This is a genomic window from Bacillus bruguierae, from assembly GCF_037104725.1.
Classification (GTDB): Bacteria; Bacillota; Bacilli; order Bacillales; family Bacillaceae_G; genus Bacillus_A; species Bacillus_A bruguierae.
In genome coordinates, this window is sequence record NZ_JBAWSX010000004.1 from 171,191 (window position 1) to 189,232 (window position 18,042).

Annotated in this window: 10 protein-coding genes; 2 read left to right on the top strand and 8 right to left on the bottom strand. The window is 37.3% G+C overall.

The features are described from left to right. Positions 1–356 precede the first annotated feature (356 nt). The 3 genes from WAZ07_RS09560 to WAZ07_RS09570 all read right to left on the bottom strand — a co-directional run bounded on the left by WAZ07_RS09560 (position 357) and on the right by WAZ07_RS09570 (position 7,242). The gene (locus tag WAZ07_RS09560) at positions 357–2,723 is read right to left on the bottom strand and encodes a DUF6359 domain-containing protein (RefSeq protein ID WP_336472371.1); all 2,367 of its coding nucleotides are present in this window, start codon (positions 2,721–2,723) and stop codon (positions 357–359) included. Positions 2,724–3,101: 378 nt separating this feature from the next. Then, the gene (locus WAZ07_RS09565) at positions 3,102–6,281 is read right to left on the bottom strand and encodes a bifunctional cytochrome P450/NADPH--P450 reductase (protein ID WP_336472238.1); all 3,180 of its coding nucleotides are present in this window, start codon (positions 6,279–6,281) and stop codon (positions 3,102–3,104) included. Between the two features lie 214 nt (positions 6,282–6,495). After that, positions 6,496–7,242, bottom strand: a complete 747-nt coding sequence (locus tag WAZ07_RS09570; RefSeq protein WP_336472239.1) for an SDR family NAD(P)-dependent oxidoreductase — start codon at positions 7,240–7,242, stop codon at positions 6,496–6,498. A 120-nt stretch (positions 7,243–7,362) separates the two neighbouring features. On the opposite strand from WAZ07_RS09570, the gene WAZ07_RS09575 reads away from it, so the two are divergent. After that, the gene (locus WAZ07_RS09575) at positions 7,363–8,256 is read left to right on the top strand and encodes a LysR family transcriptional regulator (RefSeq protein WP_336472240.1); all 894 of its coding nucleotides are present in this window, start codon (positions 7,363–7,365) and stop codon (positions 8,254–8,256) included. A 351-nt stretch (positions 8,257–8,607) separates the two neighbouring features. Here the strand turns inward: WAZ07_RS09575 and hemY are convergent, their stop codons facing one another. The 5 genes from hemY to pdxR form a co-directional block, all read right to left on the bottom strand. Next, positions 8,608–10,032, bottom strand: coding sequence for a protoporphyrinogen oxidase (gene hemY, locus WAZ07_RS09580; RefSeq protein WP_336472241.1), 1,425 nt, complete (start codon positions 10,030–10,032; stop codon positions 8,608–8,610). A gap of 22 nt (positions 10,033–10,054) precedes the next feature. After that, positions 10,055–10,990 carry a ferrochelatase gene (gene hemH, locus WAZ07_RS09585; RefSeq protein WP_336472242.1) on the bottom strand — a complete coding sequence of 312 codons (936 nt, stop codon included), beginning with the start codon at positions 10,988–10,990 and terminating at the stop codon, positions 10,055–10,057. Between the two features lie 13 nt (positions 10,991–11,003). Then, positions 11,004–12,050, bottom strand: coding sequence for a uroporphyrinogen decarboxylase (gene hemE / locus WAZ07_RS09590; RefSeq protein ID WP_090915635.1), 1,047 nt, complete (start codon positions 12,048–12,050; stop codon positions 11,004–11,006). Positions 12,051–12,377: 327 nt separating this feature from the next. Next, entirely contained in the window at positions 12,378–14,495 is a 2,118-nt protein-coding gene (locus tag WAZ07_RS09595) for a transglycosylase domain-containing protein (protein WP_336472243.1), read from the bottom strand. Between the two features lie 397 nt (positions 14,496–14,892). Then, positions 14,893–16,302, bottom strand: a complete 1,410-nt coding sequence (gene pdxR / locus WAZ07_RS09600) for a MocR-like pyridoxine biosynthesis transcription factor PdxR (protein WP_336472244.1) — start codon at positions 16,300–16,302, stop codon at positions 14,893–14,895. 132 nt (positions 16,303–16,434) lie between these two features. On the opposite strand from pdxR, the gene WAZ07_RS09605 reads away from it, so the two are divergent. After that, positions 16,435–17,334: a DMT family transporter gene (locus WAZ07_RS09605; RefSeq protein ID WP_396547198.1), complete on the top strand. Its 900-nt coding sequence runs from the start codon at positions 16,435–16,437 to the stop codon at positions 17,332–17,334. Positions 17,335–18,042: the final 708 nt, after the last annotated feature.

Below are 18,042 nucleotides of genomic sequence, written 5' to 3' on the forward strand. Positions count from 1 at the left end.
ACCTACCGACGTTTTTGAGATTAGTTGATTTTCTTAGATTAGTAAAATCAACGCTTCTTCATGCCAAATTTTGCTTAGCGTATACTTTCGTTAAATATAGAAATATATTATTGTGTCTTGGGCTTTTTGTAAGTTCAACTACTTTGTGTAAGAGCAAAGAAAAAACAATAATCGATTGAAACAGTGCGACCAAGGCCAGTAATTGAGACAAAGAAATTAAAAAAGATGGATCCGATACAACATCGAAACCATCTTTTATGCGTTTAAGTTCTAAAGCCTTTTATTAAACTGTCCATTTTATAGGGTGCATTTTCACTTACCAGGCAATACAAGCCCATTGAACGCAGTTTTTCTTATTACGAAGCTTTCTTTAAATCAATTTGTGCAAGCACTGGATCATGGTCACTCATACGACCGTGTTCTTCCATAACATTCGAGTTTAAATGAACTGGATCAACAATTGTATGCGGTGCAATGTTATTCGTTACGAAAATGTGATCTAATACTTGTGCATTTCCATCATGAATATATGTGTAACGATTTTCTTGTGGAACTGTTTCAAGCATTTCTTTCATAATGTCGCCTTTTAATGCTTGCATTGGTTTTGAGAAGTCGAAGTCGTTCATATCGCCAAGGGCAACAACTGGTGCGTTTGCATGTCGTCCTTGAATGCCTTTTACGAAACCATTTACTTCCTCAGCAAGCTGCACGCGTCTTGCTTCACTTTTTAATACAAGCGGCTGGATTTTTCCAAATGGCGATGCATCTCCTAATTTAGAGTTTAAATGATTGGAAATAACAACGATATTTTGCCCTTGGAATGTAAACTCAGCAGCTAACGGCTTACGTGTGTCGTCAAATAATGTATTATTTTGTCCAATTCGTACAACATTTTTCTCAAGTAAAACTGGTTTTTGTGCTAATTTCACGCGAGATGGATTATAGAAGAAACCAACGCGAATATTCGCTCCTGGCGCACCGCCATCTTTATTATTTTCTGGTGCAATTTCTACATACTCATACTTTGGTCCGCGAATTGCTTGAATCGCATCAATTAAGCGCTTTGCACTAAGCGATGCATCTGTTGTGCCATCATTCATTGTTCCATTGTTATCTTGCATTTCTTGAACACCAATAATATCTGGCATTTTTAAATTGTATTTAATAGCGTAAGCAAGACGTCTTACTTTCTCATCGGACGTGTCTTTTTTATTCGCTGAGAAGTTCTCAATATTATATGTTGCAATTGTTAGTTTATCAAGGCGCGGTTGAATGTTTGCACCAAGTTGTTTAAATCCGCCGTCTTGCAGTGCTGGAAGCTCTGCAATTGGTGAAATGCGATAATTTCCGTAATCATAACCAACGATACCCGTTACATCTCCAAGAAGTTGATCTCCTGATTTTGCTACATAATTACGTGCAACTTTAATAGAGAGGCGCTCTGGATTTGCATTGTCCGCTTTCAGCAGCGGCGTTCCAAATTTTGTCGTTACTTTCTGGCTGCCATTCGCAGTTGTTACATATAAATTACCATTTTTTTGCGGTCCAACGACTTTTGGCTGCGGCACAGTTACAAGCATGCCTTCTAAACTTTCATAAAAATCAATTGCATCTTCTGCTGGATCGAAAATGCCAAATCCATCATTATCAATAATTGTATCTGGTATTTTCACACCATTTTCCCCTAATACAACTGCTTCAGGTAATTTTTGATTACTCTCTTTCACGATAACGTACTTTGCTTTAATTTCTGTAATCGATAAATCTGTATCAAAACGATCTGCATATCCTTGTCCGATAAACTCTTCCACTTGTCCATCGACAGAAACGAGGTCACCTACTTTTACACCGCTATCTTTTTTATAAACATAAATCCCTTCTGACGTAGCTGGATCTTCATCAGATTGCGGGTCTTGCATATAAAATCCAGATTTATCTACTTGTGTCACAATACCAGTAACCGCTTTCACATCTTTTCCATTATAAGAAGAAATATGAGACTTCCCTTGAATATCGTGAATACGAACTGGTTCATTTTTTATCATTGTAAACGAGAATGTCGCGATATTAGAATTTTCAAATCCCTCTTTCACGGCAATCGCTTTAATGACACTATTTTCATTCAGTATAATTTGTTCATTATAGCGAATACTTTGAGACGTTGGATTTGACCCATCTAACGTGTAATAGATGGCAGCACCTTCTGCTCTAGTTGATAATGTTACCGCTGTTCCCTTTTCTACTTCGCCCCCGTTTGGACTAGCAATGACATCGCTTACTTTTTGAGTTTCTTTATCTTGAAACGCATAAGCTGTAACAGCCTTTAGTCCTGGGCTACCAAAATAAGTATCTAACGTACCTGTTAGACGCACTTTTTTCCCCATATTTTCTGGATGATCTTTTACATTCACTGCTTTACGAACTTCACCTATCGGCAGCTGAACAGGCATAATTTTATCAGCGTTCACTTCATCTGGAGAAGCGGCAATTGCAACGTTTGTATCTCCAAATTCCGCTGGTTCTTTCGTATATTTACCTGCATTTTGTGTGTATCCAACAATATACCCTTCTACAGCTGCTTGTTTCTTACCTTGCTGCTGAAACAACTGAATTGCTTCATCGACAGTTAACACTTGTTCCTGTTCGGCCTTTGCTACAATATCCACTGCTAGTAAAACAAATACAAATGAAAAAAAGATAATTGCTAGTTTTTTCAAAGAAATCCTCCCCCTACATGTTTTTCTCAATGCCTAGCATGTCTATCATAGCAGAGTTCTTTATAAAGGACATTATATTTATATATAAATTTACAAAAAATTAATTTCCCACTAAAACAGGGGATTCATTTTCCCTCTTGCGACCATTTGATGAATAAAGTTCGTTACTTTCTATGGAATCTTTGAAAAATGTTTTTCTAATTAATATGTGTAAAACAGACTGTAATAAAAAACAATTCTCGTTCATCAGAAATTGATAAATTCATACCAAAAACGCCATCCTTTCTGTATATTCTTACAGAAAAAATAGCGCTTTTTTATATGAATATAAAATTATTTTAGCTTAATAGCACTTTAGAACAGTTCCTCTTTCTCTATAAAAAATTATATACCTGCCCAAACATCCTTTGCATATCTTTCTTCATATTGCAAATTATCAAGCCAAGTTTTTGCTTTTTGTTCATCAACACCATGATAAATTTGATAGCCTTCGCATAAAGCTCTCTCTACATCTGGAGCCATTCGACTTCCATCTCCGCATATATAGAGGTGACCACCCTCATCAAGCAAACGAATTAATTTGCTTGCATCCTGTTTCATCAGATGTTGTACGTAGGTTTTAGGTTGGTCCTCTAAACGAGAGAACGCTGTATGAAGCGTTACTAATCCATCCTCCCCAGCACGCTCTAACTCTTCACGGTAAAGATAATCCTGCTCAGGATGACGACAACCAAAGTATAGATGTGCCTCTCCTAATTTATGACCCTCTTGCTTTTGAACACGACGTGCTTGCAAAAATCCTAAGAATGGAGCAACTCCTGTTCCAGGCCCAACCATAATAATTGGCTTCTCAGGATTTTCTGGCAAGTGAAACCCTGATTGCGGATTACGGATAAAACATGCGATAACATCTCCTACTTGCCGCTTAGCCAAATAGTTTGAAGCAACTCCCAGGTATTCACCATGCCCGCTCCAAGATGGCCCTCGTACGACACCCACTGTGATACTCGCACGATTTGAAACAAATTGCGGTGAACTAGAAATTGAATAGTATCGGACTTTTAAAGGTGAAAGAAGCTCTAAAAACCTTTCAAACGGCAATTCACAAGCAGGATATTTCTCAAGTAAATCGAGCATAGTTGTACGTTTTTGAAGAATACTCGTTTTGTATGCATCTTCCTCTAAAAGAGCCTCTAACTCTTGTTTATGAGGCGGACAAACCGTATATGCCGCTAATTCACGAAGCTGGGCCCGTGTCACTGGCTCTTGTAATTCCACATAATTTGCTAGCAGTTCATACACACATACGCACTGTTTTAAAGGAAGATGTGCCATGTTATGATCGCTTCCACTCAGAAGAAGAACATCTTTCCCTTTTAGTCCATATCGTTTTAAAACACGTTCTACAAGCTCTTTTCTATTCTGCGGGAACACTCCTAGATGATCACCCTCTTGGTATTTAGTACCTTCAGGCAAAATAACGTCAATATGGCGCGTACTGTGTGCACTCTCCTTTGTTTGAAGCTCACGATTTTCTATAACGTAAGCCGAAAGTGCATGATATGTTTTCGCAAGAGGAGTACTTGTCAATTCACTAACAAATTGTAATTTAAGTTTATTTTCCGAACGTCCTTCATTTTTAGTTACTTCTAAATGAAAAGCTTTTGCTACATCTTCCCATAACTGATTTTTCCACTCATCAAATTGGAACTCAAAGTCTTCATTCACATCGCCTTCACCACGTATAGTCAGACGAGCCGCACCCTTTAATGCCAAGTTTTCATCAATCAACCTTGGGATACGTTGATATGTACTAGCCCAACTACGGTTGCCACATCCAAAAACAGCATACTTCACTCCTTTAAGTGTTTCATCCTCTAACTCGCTTATCCAATGCACAAATTCCTTTGCGTTATCAGGTGCATTACCATTATACGAGGAAGTGATAATACACACGACTCCATCTCTAGGAAGCTTTTCAATATACTCATCAAGCGGTGCCACCTCACTCTGAAAGCCTTGAGAGCGAGCTGTATCAGCAAGTTTTCGTGCAATTCCTTCCGCAGTTCCAAGGTTGGATCCATAAAGTACTAGTAGCGGTGTATGATGCGAATCGACAACAGTTTTGAAGTTATGTTTTGTTTCTTGTTCTTTTTGTATTGTCATTCTTGGATCAGAAACAGCTAATGTAACTTTTTTAGTTCGTGGTTTGACACACATAGTAAATCCATCTGGTTTCAAAGTTAATGTTTCCTTAACTTTTAATTGATAGTCTGTATGGTCTATAATTTCAAAATGTTGCAGAATCATACCTAATACTAAAGTAGCTTCCTGAAGTGCAAATTGTTGTCCAATACAAGCTCTTTGCCCATTTCCAAATGGCTTATATGCATGCGGGGCAATTTGTTCCATGTTTTCAAATCTCTCAGGTTGGAAATCTTCAACAGCATCCCCCCATACACTCATATCACGGTGAAGCTTTGGTATGAGAACTGTAACTTCTCTTCCTTTTTCTATATGGTATCTTCCCCCAAGAAGTGTATCTTCTTTTGCATAAAGTGAAATAGCTGGGGCTGTTGGCCACAAACGTAACGTCTCATTGAGAATCATACGAATGTATTTAAGTTTTTGAACTTGCTCGTATGTAGGAATCGTTTCTGTTAAAACTTGATCTACTTCTTCATATGCCTTCTTAAGCTTATCAGGGTGTTTCAAAAGAAAATATAGTGCAAATGACAATAGACCACTAGTCGTCTCATGCCCAGCTATTAAAAAAGTAATGATTTGAAAACGAATATTTTCATCGTCCAACATTTCACCTGTTTGCGGATCTTTCCCATTCAACATATGAGTTAGCAAGTCATTTCCATTTTGATTATCACTTTCTTTACGCTCTGCAATAATATTATCTACCAAATCAAACATAGATTGAATGTCTTGCTTAAACTGACGTTTCTTCATAACCATTAATTTATCTTGTATGCCTAAGCGTTGCGATTGATTCATTGCTTCTTCAAGCGAACGGACCATGCTAGTAATAAAAGGATGCGACGTATCACGATAAAAGCTATTAAAGCGGTAATTAAATCCACATAATCCAATCGTATCTAGCGTCAGGCGTGTCATGTCTTCTGGTACATCAATACTTTCATTAGGGTTGAGACGCTCCCACTTTTGAACCAATTGCATAGCGATATCAACCATCATAGCGTGATATCCCTTCATAGCTTGCTGACTAAAACTAGGAAGAAGAATGTTATGTGCCTTATGCCAGTTTGGTTCGTTTGTCCAACTCGTAAATAACCCGTCGCCAGCAAATGCACGAACATTTTGTAAAGCGGTTCCAATACTCTTTTCAAAACGAGATTCATCACATACTTCCGCCACTAATTCATGATTAGAAACAATGGTACGAGTCCTTCCAGGCAATTCAAGTTGAAAAATTGGCCCATACTCATATGAAAGCTTTACAATGGATTGCATGGGCTCTTCTCCCTTTAACAACGGTAAATTGCGAAGTGGACCAAAAGTTTTAGGCTGTGGAATATTGCTAATCCCTTTCATATAAAAAATCCTTTCCTTTAATAAAGTGAAACTTTCATCAGTGAAGAGTTTTTCATTCCTCTCTGATGAAAGCCTGCCCAATCGGGCATATGCTAACCGTTATCCCCCACAAATTTGTACGTTCTATCGTGAGCATTTCAATTATAAATACAATTAATAGAATATTCAAAAAATAGTATATATATTTAAACTAGAAAATCACATTTACATGTCATTATTTGAATGAGGCATATCCATGGTCAGCCATTACTACACTCCCATTAATGGCATCTGCTTCTTCTAATGAAAGAAGGTAGACTACATCAGCAAGTGCTTCTGGATTCGTTAACCCATTACCCATAACCTTCATTTTCATAGATTCAATCATACTATCTTTATATCCATGAAGAATAGGCGTATCAACAACTCCTGGTGCTACCGCTACTACACGAATTCCATATTCAGCTAATTCAAGAGCTGCAGATTTTGTCATCATAATAACAGCACCTTTTGTTGCATGGTATGCAAATGTACCTGGAGAAGCTAAGAAGCCATAAACAGACGTTGTATTTATAATTACACCTTTTATATTTAATTCCTTCATCTTCTTTCCTGCTGCTATGATTCCATAGGCAACACCATGTTGATTCACTCCAATTACTTTTTCATAGAGGTCCATATTTTGATTAAGCACTGGACCTGCACCGCCAATTCCAGCATTGTTAAACATAACATCAATCCGGCCATACGCTTCTACTGCGGTATTAACTAGATTTTCTACGTGTTCGTACTGTGAAACATCTGTCTTAACAAAAATAGCTGTTCCACCCTCAGCTTTAATCATTTCTACAGTTTCTTTTCCACTTGTCTCATTAAAATCAGCGACTACCACTTGATCTCCTTTTTGTGCAAATTTGATACATGTTTGTCGACCAATTCCGCTTCCTCCACCTGTAATTACAGCAACTCTTCTTGTCATCATACTAGCCCTCCTATATGTTATTAGATTTCTTGCAATAATTGTAACACTTCTATAAATTAAATATTATTAAAATATACTTACTATTACTTAAGTAACACTTAACAAAAGGGGCATGTTTATATGAATATCGAGCAATTAGAATATATCATTGAGGTTACCAATGCAGGTTCTTTAACCATTGCAGCACAAAATATGCATGTCACGTTATCTGCTATCAGTCAATCTATCTCAGCATTGGAAGCAGAATTAGGGATATCGTTATTTACACGTTCTCGTTTAGGTACAATCCCTACTGCTGAAGGAAAAATTATTATTAAAAAAGCTGCTGAAGTACTAGAGAAACTCCAGGAGTTAAAAGATGAGGCTAACGGGTTTTCAAATACCATAAGTGGTGAATTAAGAATTGCAACAATTCCTGGTCCTATGCCTTTATTGGTTAATACAGTAACAAATTTTAAAAAGGATTATCCAAATGTAAAAATAGAGATATTTGAAAAAGGTTCACAGGAAATACTAGATGATATTCGCCAACATAAGATTGACATGGGTCTCATTATTCTATTTGAAGACCTTGTTCATAAAAGCAGTGGATTCTTGCTCGAACCATTGTTGAAAGGAAAAATGGTTATTGGGGTCAACCGTAATTCGCCTTTAGCATTTAACAAATCAATTACCCCAGAAGAACTGTTGAATCATTCTTTAGTTTTATACAAGGATGATTACGTCGAATGGTTTATGAAGCAATTCACGGCTGTATATGGATCTGTTGATATTCTTTTTACCACTAATCATACAGATGCCATCCAAAAAGCTATTAAAGATGGATTAGCTATCACTGTTGGTCCTGATTATTCCTTTGCTAATGAGTCTACTCTATTAAAAAAAGACATTGTCATGATTGACCTTGAGGTTCCTAAGCAACATGATGTCTATTTTGCCTGGGTACGCTCAGAAGGAAAACATTACTCTCAAATTTGTAAGCACTTTATTACTAAATTGAAACATGAACTTTAAAGTAGAATGATATAAATACAAGTTGAAAAGCCAACACAACAACTACTTGAATATATATATCCAAATAAGAAAACCGACATAAAAACCTCTTTCTTTTTAAGGGAGGACAGGTCGTGTTGCAGTCTGCATAACAGCAACTTATAAAGAAAAGCGGAGCCGACTGTTTAGGCCTGTTGACTAAGGTTCTTTCACACAGAAGGTGTTTTTTACCTTCTCGTGTGCAAGGTTCTTAGACATGAGGGCCTAGGAGGCAGAGCTAGACAAAGATGTCGAAAAATTAAAATTGATTTATATAGAACAAACACATTATCATATAAAAAGCATCCCTTCTCCAAAGGGATGCTCCTCTTATTACGCCATTAACTCTTTTTGATTTGTTTGTTCTAAATAAGACAATACATACTTTACAGCAGCTTCGCCTTGATCAATACAATCTGGCAATCCAGCACCGGCATACGAGCTTCCTGCTAAGTAAATACCCGGTAATTCTTCGTTCATGAACTGCTTTAACGTTTTCATACGCTGTTGATGACCAACTGTATATTGCGGCATCGCTTCTTTCCAGCGGCTAACAACTGCAAATTCTGGCTCAGCTGTTATATCCATTGTCTTTTGCAAGTCTTCTAACACGACGCGAACCATTTCTTCATCTGTTTGTTCCACAATTGCTTCATCGCCGGGACGCCCAACGTAACAGCGCAGGAGTACTTTTCCTTCTGGCGTTGTATGCGGCCATTTTTTATGTGTCCACGTACATGCTGTAATTGTAAAATCACTATTGCGCGACACAAGAAACCCCGTTCCTTCAATGTCGCGCTGAATCGCTTCTTTTGGAAATGCTAATGCTACATTGGCAACTGATGTTGATGGAATGTTACGGAAGAAATGGAACTGTTTATACTGAGAAAACATCGATGGCAGCCATTTGTGAGATGCGGCCATTACAACTGCATCTGCTTCTACTTGTTTTCCATTGCTAAGCGTAATGCTATAGCGGTCATCGATCTTTATGATTTTTTCAACACGCGTCCCTTTCATAACTGTTCCATCTTCTAATCGCTCTTCAATCCTATCAACAATAGATTGTAAACCTGTTTTTAACGTTAAAAAGATTCCTTTTGTTTTTGCCTTTGCATCCTTTGGCTGTTTCGGTGCCAATGTACGCATACCGAGCGAAATGCTGCGATACTTTTGCTCTACTTGATAGAACTGCGGGAACGTTGCCATTAAACTCATCTGATCAATATCACCAGCATAAATACCTGATAACAATGGCTCAATCAAATTTTCAACTACTTCATTTCCTAAACGGCGACGGAAAAATTGACCGAGCGATTGATCTGATACCGGTTTAGAGCGAGGCAGTACAAAATCAAATCCTGCACGGAGCTTTCCGATAGGAGAAAACAACCCGGAAAATACAAATGGTGTAATTTGCGTTGGAATTCCCATCATCGAACCGCTTGGAATGCTGTGCAATCGATTATTCACAAGTACAAACGATTTCCCTGTTGCATTATTCACAAGTTGATCACCAAGTTGTAATTCACGTGCTAACCTTGCCGCACTCTCTTTCCGTTCTAAGAACGAATCCGGGCCACGTTCAATTGTATATCCATCTTTTCTAAATGTTTTAATTTTCCCGCCAAGCCTTCCTGATGCTTCAATAAGCATTGTGTCAATCGGCAAACTTTGTTCCCGAATTTCTTTTTGCAAGTAATATGCTGTTGTTAAGCCGGAAATCCCGCCGCCTATAATCACTATCTTCTTTTTCACGACTGCTTCCTCCTTCCCTGCTTTATGAAACTGCACTCCACTTTTTCATGACAACATCTGCTAAACAAGAAATAAATGGGGCCTTTGCATTTGGCATTTCTGGGCGATAATAGTTTGCTTGAATTTCTTCTGTGACAATTTTACATTCAATGTCATTGTCATATAATACTTCTAAATGATCAGCAACAAAGCCAACGGGTGCATATACAAAGGATGTGTATCCATATTTCTCATGCAACTGACGTGTTAAATCCTGTACATCCGGCCCAAGCCATGGATCTGGCGTATTACCAGCACTTTGCCAGCCTACTGCATAGTTTTCTACTCCAGCTCCGCGTGCAATATAATCAGCCGTTTCACTTAATTGCTCTGGATACGGATCTCCAAGTGTAATGATTTTCTCCGGTAAACTATGTGCAGATACGATAAGGACCGCTTTTTCACGTTCATCAGCTGTCATCTTTTCATATATTGCTTTCACTTGGTTCACCCAATAATCAATAAATTTTGGTTCTTTATACCAACTATCAATACCGTGAATTTGTAAGCCGCCAAGTTTATCAGCTTCTTCTTGTGCTCGTCCGATATAAGACTTCACGCTGAAAGTAGAATAGTGCGGCGCAAGAACGATCGCAATTGCATCTTCAATTCCATCTTCGTGCATCTTCTTCACAGCATCTTCAATAAATGGCTCAATATGTTTTAAGCCGAGATACAATTTAAACTCCACGTCATCTTGCATCTCATTTAAATATGCTTCTAACTTTTCCGCTTGTTCAAGTGTGATCTTCGCAAGAGGCGAAATCCCGCCAATTGCTCTGTATCGTTCTGTTAAGTCTTCTAACATTTCCACACTTGGCGTTTTGCCGCGGCGAATGTGTGTATAATAACGTTCAATATCCTCTTCTTTATACGGCGTTCCATATGCCATCACAAGTAAACCGATTTTCTTTTTCATATGGGCTTCTCCTTTACTTCGCCAACTGTTCTCTTGAATAGTCATGTATGAATGCAGTCATCTGTTTTAACGTTTCTGGATTCACCTCTGGGAAAACACCATGTCCTAAATTAAATACGTAACCTGGCTGTTTCATTCCCTCATCTAAAATCGCTTTTACATGCGTTTCAATCACATTCCACGGTGCAAGTAAAATAGATGGGTCTAAATTTCCTTGCACAGCCTTTTGAATGCCGCGAGCACGCGCCTCTTCAATCGGCAGGCGCCAGTCCAAACCGACAACATCAAGCGGCAGATCATGCCATTCATTTGCTAAATGACTCGCTCCAACGCCGTGCATAATAAGTGGTACATTCATCGGACGAAGTTCTGTGAAAATGCGCTCCATTGCTGGTTTAATATATAAACGGTAATCCGTCACACTTACCGTGCCAACCCAGGAATCGAAAATTTGAATTGCTTTTGCGCCGGCGTTAATTTGCGCTTTTAAATAGGTAATTGTCATATCTGCAAGCTTATCCATTAGCGCAAACCATGCTTTTGGCTCCGCATACATAAACGCTTTCGTTTTATGATAATTACGAGACGGACCGCCTTCAATCATATAACTCGCTAACGTAAACGGCGCTCCTGAAAATCCGATTAACGGGACATCAAGCATTTCCGTTGTTAATAGGCGAATCGTATCAAGCACATATGAAACGTCTTCTTCTGGGTGAATTTCCCCTAATTTTTCGACATCTTGAAGCGAACGAATCGGATTATCAATTACAGGTCCGATTCCAGATTTAATCTCTACGTCCACACCAATCGATGGAAGCGGTGACATAATATCTTTATATAAAATAGCAGCGTCAACATTATATTGATCAACAGGCAGCTTCGTTACATAGGCACAAAGCTCTGGTTGATGTGTAATTTCAAACAAAGAATACTTTTCTTTAATCTTTCTGTATTCTGGCTGAGAACGACCTGCTTGGCGCATATACCATGCTGGTACATAATCCGTGCGTTCTCCTCTGCATGCTTTTAAAAATGTTTCATTGATTTGTCGTACCAAACCCTTGTCCCCCTTTTTCTAATACAGCTAACGAACCCTATCCTTTTTATCTCGTATTAACGGCCAATACCTCCCCCGCTCTCTCCTCAAAATTGTAAGGAATCCAAAGAAGATAAGCGGGGGAGAACTGCTGGCATGCGCCCGATTGGTGAGAGCTTTCCATCAGTATGTAATCCCTATCGCTGGAAGCTTCACATTATCTTTTCTTACTATACAATTAGTGAAAACAAAATGCACAACATTATGTACGATGTTCATGAAATTGACACAAACATATGGTAATACTCTGTTTTTTTTGGAACATTCTCATTATAGCACAAGCTGAAATTACGGTTTAACCCGTTTTGTTTTTTCTCCTTCTCGATTTGTTTGCGGATTAAACGGCACAACGTAAAAGCGAGGGACCTTAAAAACGTTCATAAATTTTACTTCATACTCCCCTTTTCCGGTTACTGTATCAATATGAGTCGCTTTCCCTTTGTCTATTTTATAAATTCGATATTGCACTCTCTTATCAGAAAGTTGATTCCATGTTAATTTTGCGGTAAACAAACCAAGCGGAGTAAACGTCAACTTCGCTTCTAAATCGTCCACTTTACTTAAGCGAATCGGCTCTCCAATGTTCTCAACACCGTGCGGCTGTGCAAATGTATAATCAGCTTTTACATTTGTTTTTGCTAAAATTGTTTTAAATAATTTTGTTGGATAAGAACTGCTTCCACGCACATAATGTTTATCATCCGTGCGATCATATCCCATCCAAACCGCTCCAACGATATGAGGTGTATACCCAACAAACCAAATATCTCTTGCCCCGTCTTCTTGATTTGGAAGCGACGTTGTTCCTGTTTTCCCAGCAAGCGCTCCTTTATATACACCATCTTGTGCAGTACCTTCTTTTACAACACCTTCAAGCATTCTTGTCATATACCAAGCGGTTTGCTTAGAAAAAACTTTAATTTCTTTATCGGTTGCTTGCCCAATTACTTCTCCGTGTCGATTTAACACTTTCTCAATTACATGCGGTTCAACGATTTTTCCATCCGCTACAAACGCACGATACATTTTCACAAGTTCAAATGGGGAAACTCCTTCTTGTAAACCGCCAAGTGCAGTACTAAGACCATGTTCAGGAATGTGAACATTCCCTTTTTCCAAATATTGCTTCCCCTCTTCTAATCCAATTTCATGCAGCAGGGATACAGCTGGAACATTAGCCGATTGCAGCAGGGCATCATACATCGTTACTTCTTTCGAATACTGATCGTTGTAATTGCGCGGTTCATAGCCATCAAACGAACCTCGTTCATTTGTTAATAAAGAATATGGTGTATATTTTTTCGTTTCAAGTGCTGGTGCGTAAACAAGAAGCGGCTTTAATACAGAGCCCGGCTGCCGCTTTGCGTAAATTCGATTTAATCCACGCGCAATATAATGCCTTCCTCCAACTGCCGCTCTTATCCCGCCTGTCTTACTATCCATGAAAAGAGCGGCGCCTTGCATATGATCGTCTTGCATCGGAAAATTACGGACATTTTGCAATTGTTCATATGCTGTCTTTTGCATCTTGTCATCCATCGCCACAACAAACGTATATCCACCGCGCAGCACTTCTTGATGTGATAACCCATAAGTGCGGGCCGCTTCATCAATTACCATATCAATGTACGGCATATACGCAAGCTCCTGCTCATTTTGATTCATATAAAGAGCAATTGTTTTCCCTTGATATCCCACCGTTTCTTCTGCTGATAAATATCCTTGCTTATGCATTAACGATAAAATTAAATCACGGCGCTCTTTACTTTTTTCAGGATGCAAAAATGGCGAGTAATTACTTGGCGCTTTCGGAAGAGCGGCCAGCATCGTCCCTTCCTCAACTGTTAATTGCTGCACTTCCTTATTAAAATAAAATTTAGCAGCTGCTTGAATGCCATATGCCCCGTGTCCAAAATAAATATGATTTAAATACATCTCAAGAAGCTGCTGCTTCGTATACTTCTGTTCCAAGTGAAACGCAATCGCAACTTCCTTCATTTTGCGAAACAGCGTTTTTTCATGGGATAAAAAGACATTTTTCACAAGCTGCTGTGTAATCGTACTCCCGCCTTCTACTTTCTCTCCAGCGAGAACATCTTTATAAAGTGCCCTTATAATAGAAGGAAAGTCAATGCCATGATGCTCATAAAAGCGCGCATCTTCAACAGCTAAAAAGGCTTGTTGTACAAATGAGGGAATATCTTCAATACGTACCAATTCCCGATTTTCCAAATAAAGCTTTGTAATTTCTTTTCCGCGCTGATCCACAATTTTTGATGAAGAATGAAATACAAGTCTCTTTTCATCCATCATATAACTGCCAGTAAATAAAATGAGTTTATATAGAACAATCGCAAATATAAAAATGGAAACAAAACCAATAAGGACCATCTTTGTATTCTTCATAACGCATCCTTCTTTCCAAATGATGGTACGTTTATTATTTGAAAAAACACACCCTTTATGTATAATCTTCAAATTTTTTTACAACTCTTGCTATAATGATAAAAGCGGAAGCGGCGAGCCACAAAAGAGTATTTTTGCAAGACCTTCTTTTGTGACGACGTTTACAGTCGGTGCATAATAAAAAAGGAGCTCTCTTATATTGGAAGAGGGCTCCTTTTTATTATTCCTTTTATAGAAACATTTGTTCAGTTTGATTTTCAAACGCTAAATGTAGCTTTTGAATAAAGTTTGATAAAAATCATCTCGAGAGATATCGTTATCTTAAGAGGTGATTTTTTCTAAAAGAAAAAAGTAAATTCTATAGAAAAGAAAATCAACGAGATTGAATTTATTTACTTCATTTAGATTTCATTTTTTCAAGCCATATTTTTGCTAATTTACAGACACCTTCCTTAATTTCATGTTCACTTAAATTTCCCAAACCTAATTGGATATGCGGATATTTAGGTGCGTTTTTAATAAAATATTGAGAGCATGGATAAACAATAATTCCATTGTTAGATGCTTTATTTATCAAATCTTTCTCACTCATTTGAGTTTTGACTTCAATAACTACATAAATACCAGAGGAATCTCCTTTGATTTCTATATAGTTATCAAAATGATTCTTTATCTCTTCGCACAACACCTTCATTTTACGTTTATAAAGAGATTTCATTTTCCTCAAATGTGCATACCAATATCCCTCTGAAATAAAGTGAGCCAGTGTTCTTTGATGAAAAGAAGAAGCTGTTTGTTCTAGTAAAGACGAAATTTTCTCATACCTAGGAAGTAATCGTTTCGGTAAGACCATGTAACTTACACGGATTGAAGGTAATAATGCCTTAGAAAATGTGCTTACATACACAACCCTGTCATTGGAATCTAGACTCTGTAAAGAAGGAACAGGGTGATGAATATAGCGAAATTCACTATCGTAATCATCCTCAATAATATATCCCTCAACCTGCTCAGCCCATTGAATTAGTTTTAACCTTTCATTAACAGGCATTGTATATCCAAATGGAAAATGATGTGTTGGTGTAACATATGTCAATCTTGCGTCTGTTTTACAAAGTTGATTAACATCAACCCCATTTTCAGAAACAGATATAGGTTCAATTAAGAATGATTGTAAGGAAAAAATCTTTCTTGCCCCATTGTAACCAGGATCTTCTACAGCTATCTGCTGAAATTCCTCTTTTAACAGCAGTGTCAAAATCAATAACAAGTGTTGTGTACTGCTGCCAATCAATATTTGTTCACTAGAAGCGTTAACACCTCTCGACTGAAACAAGTAATCTGCTATAGCCATCCTTAACGACATATCCCCTTGCTTGTCCCCATAGGAATACATAATAGGATCCATTAAAACTTTATTCGTTAAGTTCCGCCACTTTGCAATAGGAAAGTTCTCCTTGTCAACCGTTCCAATCTTAAAATCAATCGTTTCACTTATAACTTTGTGTCTCTGTTTATGCGTTACTGTAGTAGGCTCATATGTAAATAATTGTTCGGACATATTTACCTCCACAAAATAGCCCTTCTTACTTTCACTTCGTATATAACCTTCTGCTAGAAGTTGTTCATAAGCCACCTGTGTTGTATTTCTACTTACATTCAAAAGCATTGCTAATTGTCTAATAGAAGGTAGTTTAGTATGCTGCGCAATCTTCCCTGTTAATATCTGTATCCTTATATAAACATAAACTTGTTGATACATTGGAACATTACTACTCCGATCTATGTTAAAAACGAGTTCTTTCACTTCATACACCTCAACTGTCATTTGAAATTATTGTAAACTGTACCTTTTATAAATGACAACGAAAATTAATATTAAGTATACGGATTCATACAGTACTTATTTAACAGGAGTGATGCTACATTGATTAAAATCATGTACTTATTTTGTTTAATTGTTTGGGGACTTAATTTTATTGCAGTTAAAATTCAAGGTACACCAGTTAGTTTAGAGCTATCATTATTATACCGTTTAGCTTTAACTGCAATTTTATTTCTAGTTCTTATATGGTTTATGAAACCTAATGGAAAACCTAATAAAAAAGATATTCCGTTCATCGTTTTATTTGGCGTTTGCAATTTTGCGTTGAGTTATCTATGTCTCTATCATGCTACTATCATGTGTTCTGCTGCTATCGTAACTCTAATCTTTTCTTTAAAAGTTATTTTAACTCCAATAGCACTACGTATATTTCTTAAAGAAAAACTACATGCAAGAGTTTTTCTTGGAGGAGTTTTTGGTATCTTAGGTGTTTGTATTCTCATATATCCAACATTAAGTGACTTCAAAGGAATAACTACTATGAAAGGAATTTTGATAGCTCTCTTAGGTACAGTTCTTACCGCAGTAGGAGACGCTTGTTCTGTCAGAAATGCTAGTAAGAAGATAGACCCAATCTATGCAAATGCTATTGGTTTTACTATAGGTAGTTTGTTAATTGGTTCAATTGTATATGCGCAAGGACAAACAATTGTTTTCCCTACAACCGTTACATACTTATCAGCCCTAATGTATTTAACTTTTATTGCTTCTTTTTTGGCTTGGTTATTTTATTTAAAACTTGTAGAAAAAATAGGAGGAACAAAGAGTGGTTACATGGTCGCTTTATTCCCTGCAATTGGTGGGATAGCATCTGTGATAATTGGAGAAACAGATTTGTCAATGTATTTGGTTTTCGGATGTTTATCTTCTTGTATTGGAGCTTTAATAGCCCTAGGTTTTAGAGTTAATTTTAAAAAATCTACCTCCTATTCAAGTGTTAAAGTTAAGAAATAAAAATATTTTATTAATTGGGGTATTCAGGGTCTCTAGCGCTTATCACACAAAGTTCGGATTTTTTTGCGGGTAATGGCCTGTGACAATCAAATTGTTCCCCAAAGTGGCTGCTTAAAAGAATGAAGAGCAGTTATGTCCGATGAACCTGCATATCATATAAAATATAACAACATGCTATATTAATGAAACAGAGTATGATAGACATATCAATTCTCGTATGTAACGTAAGACAAACAATGAAATAAGGAGTATATATTCAAATGCGGATATGCAGTTTATGCATTAAGTCAAATTGGTGATAAATCCGTTTTACCTCTATTACATAACAAACTATTGAACGAACATGATGAAGAAGTTTGTGAGGAATTAAAGCAAGCCATCTCAAAATTAGAAAAACTTAAATAACCTATAGTAACAAGGATTACGTAAACGAAAAGTCTCTTCAAATTTCTGAAGGGACTTTTCATTTTTTAATAGTATACATATCAACTTCAACCTACTCAAATTCGCTTAGTATGGAATATTTATATTCTTTGAACCCTTATATTATATAAATAAAAATTAAAAAATCGACATATAAACCCTCTTTCTTTTTAGGGGGGCGAGAGCATCTGGCCATGCATAGTAGCGGTCATGTTGTATTCTGCATAGCAGTAATTTATATGTCGAAAAATTAAAATGGATTTGTATAATCTAAATAATACTATT